The 4,039-nt window shown below is 38.2% G+C and carries 6 protein-coding genes and 1 pseudogene; 6 read left to right on the forward strand and 1 reads right to left on the reverse strand.

Features of this window, described 5'->3' with window-relative positions:
- Window positions 1-300: 300 nt before the first annotated feature.
- Window positions 301-412 (reverse strand): annotated as a pseudogene (locus tag V7150_RS26690) (NAD-dependent dehydratase); the annotation flags it as partial.
- A 175-nt stretch (window positions 413-587) separates the two neighbouring features.
- Here V7150_RS26690 and mtnA point away from each other — a divergent pair.
- From mtnA to tlp, 6 genes are all read left to right on the forward strand, one after another.
- On the forward strand, window positions 588-1,634 hold the full coding sequence (mtnA, locus tag V7150_RS23865; protein WP_335523198.1) for an S-methyl-5-thioribose-1-phosphate isomerase: 1,047 nt from the start codon (window positions 588-590) through the stop codon (window positions 1,632-1,634).
- 3 nt (window positions 1,635-1,637) lie between these two features.
- On the forward strand, window positions 1,638-2,450 hold the full coding sequence (locus V7150_RS23870) for a class II aldolase/adducin family protein (RefSeq protein ID WP_335523201.1): 813 nt from the start codon (window positions 1,638-1,640) through the stop codon (window positions 2,448-2,450).
- A gap of 153 nt (window positions 2,451-2,603) precedes the next feature.
- Complete coding sequence (locus tag V7150_RS23875) at window positions 2,604-3,140, forward strand: redoxin domain-containing protein (RefSeq protein ID WP_335523203.1); 537 nt, start codon at window positions 2,604-2,606, stop codon at window positions 3,138-3,140.
- Window positions 3,141-3,291: 151 nt separating this feature from the next.
- Window positions 3,292-3,423 carry an FbpB family small basic protein gene (locus tag V7150_RS23880; protein ID WP_335523205.1) on the forward strand — a complete coding sequence of 44 codons (132 nt, stop codon included), beginning with the start codon at window positions 3,292-3,294 and terminating at the stop codon, window positions 3,421-3,423.
- Window positions 3,424-3,489: 66 nt separating this feature from the next.
- Window positions 3,490-3,636 (forward strand): acid-soluble spore protein N, encoded by a 147-nt coding sequence (locus V7150_RS23885; protein ID WP_024026884.1) that lies wholly within the window; start codon window positions 3,490-3,492, stop codon window positions 3,634-3,636.
- 135 nt (window positions 3,637-3,771) lie between these two features.
- Window positions 3,772-3,987 (forward strand): small acid-soluble spore protein Tlp, encoded by a 216-nt coding sequence (gene tlp / locus V7150_RS23890; protein WP_335523210.1) that lies wholly within the window; start codon window positions 3,772-3,774, stop codon window positions 3,985-3,987.
- Window positions 3,988-4,039 lie beyond the last annotated feature (52 nt).

A 4,039-nucleotide genomic window follows, 5' to 3' on the forward strand; every position in this document is an offset into this window, starting at 1 on the left:
TCCTGTCTGAATGAGCCTTGTATTCAGACAGGTGAAAGCAATTTTCCTCTTATCCTGTCTGAATGAGCCTTGTATTCAGACAGGTGAAGGCAATTTTCCTGCTGTCCTGTCTGAATGAGCCTTCATTCCAACTATCAACAGACGAATCCACATAAAAATCAGCTTCCATTATCGGCGTTTTATTCTTAATGAAAGATCGGATGCTTTTGTTGAAATAAGGTGAAACCTTAATTTGATTGTCATTTTTTCTTTTGAATCACGAAATTGATCACATGTGTTGATTTAGATATCTCTTAAACCTTCATTCTGAGTACCTCTGTTAAAAAGTTGTAACTTCATGATTGTAAGCGAGTGCTTCCTCCACAAATGTTCTCCCTAAAAAACGGCTGTCACCTAATACAAGAATCATCAAAGTAATCCCTCTACTTTTTCTTCCTTCATTATACTAAGTCAATTGCCTTAAATACCTTCAATCATTTTCAAAAATGAAAAGTATTGCATATATCATGAATATTGTTAAAATTACAATGGTAGAAGACTGAAAATCTGCAACGGAATGGGACATTTTGAAGAGGAGATGACTTTCCATGGAAGACACCTGTTTACTATCCGTTTCTTATGAAAACGGTGTATTAAAAATATTAGACCAAACTAAAATTCCAAATGTAACAGAATTTCTGGAAATCACAAAAATTGAAGATGCCTGGGATGCGATTAAACAATTGAAAGTGCGTGGTGCTCCAGCAATTGGGATTGCCGCTGCCTACGGGTTAGTGGTGGGCATAAAGAATGCCCCTGAAAATTCTTTTGAAGATTTTTACGCTTTTTTTAAAAAACAAGCTGAATATTTGGCCACATCACGTCCAACAGCTGTTAATTTATTTTGGGCATTGAAGCGAATGGACGAGCGGGCAACTAAAGAAATAGATCAGCCTGTTCCGAATATTAAAGAAGCATTAGAGCTAGAAGCTCATTTGATTAGAAATGAAGATGAAGAAGTATGCCGTACAATCGGGGAGCATGCGTTAACACTTTTACATGACGGTATTGGAATTCTTACCCATTGCAATGCTGGCGGTATCGCCACGGCAAGATATGGGACAGCTCTTGCACCTCTTTATTTAGCTAAAGAAAAAGGCTGGAATATCAAAGTCTTTGCAGATGAAACGAGACCACTTCTGCAGGGTGCTCGGCTGACTGCCTGGGAGCTAATGCAAGCAGGGATTGATGTCACTCTTATCACGGATAATATGGCAGCAATGGTAATGCAAAAAGGCTGGGTTCAAGCTGTGTTTGTTGGCTGTGACCGTGTTGCAGCCAACGGGGATGTTGCAAACAAAATTGGAACCTACGGAGTGGCACTTCTGGCAAAAGCACACAATATTCCTTTTTACGTAGCAGCACCACTCTCTACCATTGATTTAGAAACAAAAACAGGGGCAGACATTCCAATTGAGGAACGGGAAGCAGCTGAAATTACCGAAAGCTTTGGCAAAAGAACAGCTCCTGAAGGTGTAAAGGTGTTTAATCCAGCATTTGATGTCACACCACATGAATTGGTTACGGCTATTATTACCGAAAAGGGTATCCTAACTGGAAATTATCAAGAAGGGCTGCCAAAACTTTTTCAATGAAACATGGAAAGCGGGTTGCTGATGATTACAGAAATAAAGTATAAAAAACAAATTTGTGATATTGGAAAGCGAATTTACGATAAAGGGTTAGTGGCTGCCAATGACGGCAACATTTCCATTCGGATGAATGACAATGAATTTCTTATCACCCCAACAGGTGTCAGTAAAGGTTCACTAACACCCGAAATGATCATAAAAGTGGATGGGCAAGGGAATGTACTTGATGGTGATTACCGGCCAACCTCTGAAATGAAAATGCATCTTCTTGTCTATCAAGAACGACCAGACATTCAAGCTGTTGTCCATGTTCATCCGCCATATGCAACTGCATTTGCCATTGCAGGAATTCCCTTGGATCAGGCGATTATGCCAGAATCAGTGGTCTACCTCGGAACTATACCTATTGCTGAATATGGAACTCCTTCAACAGCAGAAATACCAAATGCCGTAAAGAAGTACGTACACGAGCATCAAGGCGTGCTATTAGAAAACCATGGCGCGTTGACTTGGGGTAATGATTTGGAACATGCGTACTATCTAATGGAATCGTTAGAATTCACAGCAAAAATTAATTGGATCACGAAACAGCTAAATGGAGACCGAGAGCTTTCGAAAAAGCATGTTCAAACACTGATCGAGCTGAAAACAAAAATGGGGATAAGAGGGAAGTCACCACTAGGGGTTGAAACTCAGAACGGTCTCCATGCGGAAAAAATAGCCCCTTCACGTGAACGTTCATTATCCGAACAAGATTTGAACTTGATTGTTGAAAGGGTCTCACAAAACATATTGAACGAATTGAAAAAGTACCTTTAGAAAGCAAGCGAATGGAAGCTTGCTTTTTCATTTATTTAATCTAAAATAAAGATTAAGGAAATTGTCACAGTTTCGGCATATACAAGTTTGGTTTCAACTAAGTTTATAGTGTAAAATCAATGTAGCAAAATTACATAAAGGAGGTCTTCGGGGATGGTCAAAAAAGTAATTGCTGCCGTTGTATTGGTTACCTTACTTACAGTAGCAATTGTTCAGGCAATGGATAAAAAGACAGATGCACCCGAAAAGACAAGCCAAGCATCAGTTACTAAAGTAGGTCTTTCGATTGGGGCGAATGCACCTGATTTTGAACTAAAAACATTGACTGGAGAAACGGTAAAGCTTTCGGATTTAAAAGGGAAAAAGGTGATGCTAAACTTTTGGGCAACTTGGTGTGGGCCATGTAAAGCAGAAATGCCGGAAATGGAACAATTCTTTAAGCAAATCGGTGATGATACAGTAATTTTGGCTGTTAACATTGATCCGCAATTAGATGTCCAAGCGTTTGTCGACGAATATAAACTTACCTTTCCTATCCTTCTTGATGCAGATGACAAAGTAAATGAAACATATCAGATCATTTCAATACCTACTACTTATTTTATTGACAGCAAGGGGATCATTCAAAATAAATTTATTGGCACCATGAAGCTCGATAACATGAAGGATTTTACAAAAAAATTAAACTAAAAAATAGACATTGGTTAATGCCAATGTCTATTTTTTTACAAAAAATTAATTCATTTACAAAAAATCGATATAATTTTCAAAAAGTTGTAATAATTGCAACCGTTCGCGGGCATAATAACTGTTACAATAGGTGTTAAGGAAGGTGATATCAATGAGAAAACCTAGAAAACGTTCTTTCGCAGAACTTGTATCTGAAAATAAATCTCAACTTTTAAAAGATCATGCTGCGATCGAGAAAATTGAACAGCGCATAGAAGAAAAACGTCTCGGAAAAGCGGAATAACTCAAAAGTTTTCCAATCATCTTTTCTTACCCTTATGGGCAAAATGATCATAAGGAGGGATTTGACATGAGTAATGAAACAGGGTATAAAACTAAACGATTTAAACCAGATCATATTGGCACACAACCCCGAGGATTCGGTGGAAATAAAGGAAAAAAGATGCAAGATACTTCCGGCAAACATGCCCAGGTAATGCAAACTAAAGGTGAATAATGATGTATATAAGACCCATTGGCCAATCCAAGGGTCTTTTTTGTCTAATACAATACCATTAATTTTTTGTGATATTTTTTCTCCACCGTTACAAACTATATTTGTACCAATTACAACATGAGGAGGATTTTTATCATGGACAATAATAACCAACCTAAGCCAGATGATCGCAGTGATAATGCTGAAAAGCTCCAATCTATGATTGAGGATACAACGGAAAATATCCAAAAGGCGGAAGAATCCATGCAATTTACAGATAGTGATCAGCAACGCCAGCAAATTGAAGCAAAGAATCAGCGGAGAAGAGAAAGCATTGAATCCTTCCAAGCAGAAATTCAGGATGAAAGTTGAAAATTAAGCTTTTTAAAGAAAACTCGCCGATTGGCGAGCCCCTAAGGGCGAA

This window comes from Neobacillus drentensis, from assembly GCF_036965245.1.
GTDB lineage: Bacteria > Bacillota > Bacilli > Bacillales > Cytobacillaceae > Neobacillus > Neobacillus drentensis_G.

Bases quoted from the DNA above. Each gene is read 5' to 3' on its own strand.
- tlp (WP_335523210.1), top strand. From the start codon at position 3,772: ATGGACAATAATAACCAACCTAAGCCAGATGATCGCAGTGATAATGCT.
- mtnA (WP_335523198.1), top strand. From the start codon at position 588: ATGGAAGACACCTGTTTACTATCCGTTTCTTATGAAAACGGTGTATTA.
- V7150_RS23880 (WP_335523205.1), top strand. From the start codon at position 3,292: ATGAGAAAACCTAGAAAACGTTCTTTCGCAGAACTTGTATCTGAAAAT.
- V7150_RS23875 (WP_335523203.1), top strand. From the start codon at position 2,604: ATGGTCAAAAAAGTAATTGCTGCCGTTGTATTGGTTACCTTACTTACA.
- V7150_RS23870 (WP_335523201.1), top strand. From the start codon at position 1,638: ATGGAAAGCGGGTTGCTGATGATTACAGAAATAAAGTATAAAAAACAA.
- V7150_RS23885 (WP_024026884.1), top strand. From the start codon at position 3,490: ATGAGTAATGAAACAGGGTATAAAACTAAACGATTTAAACCAGATCAT.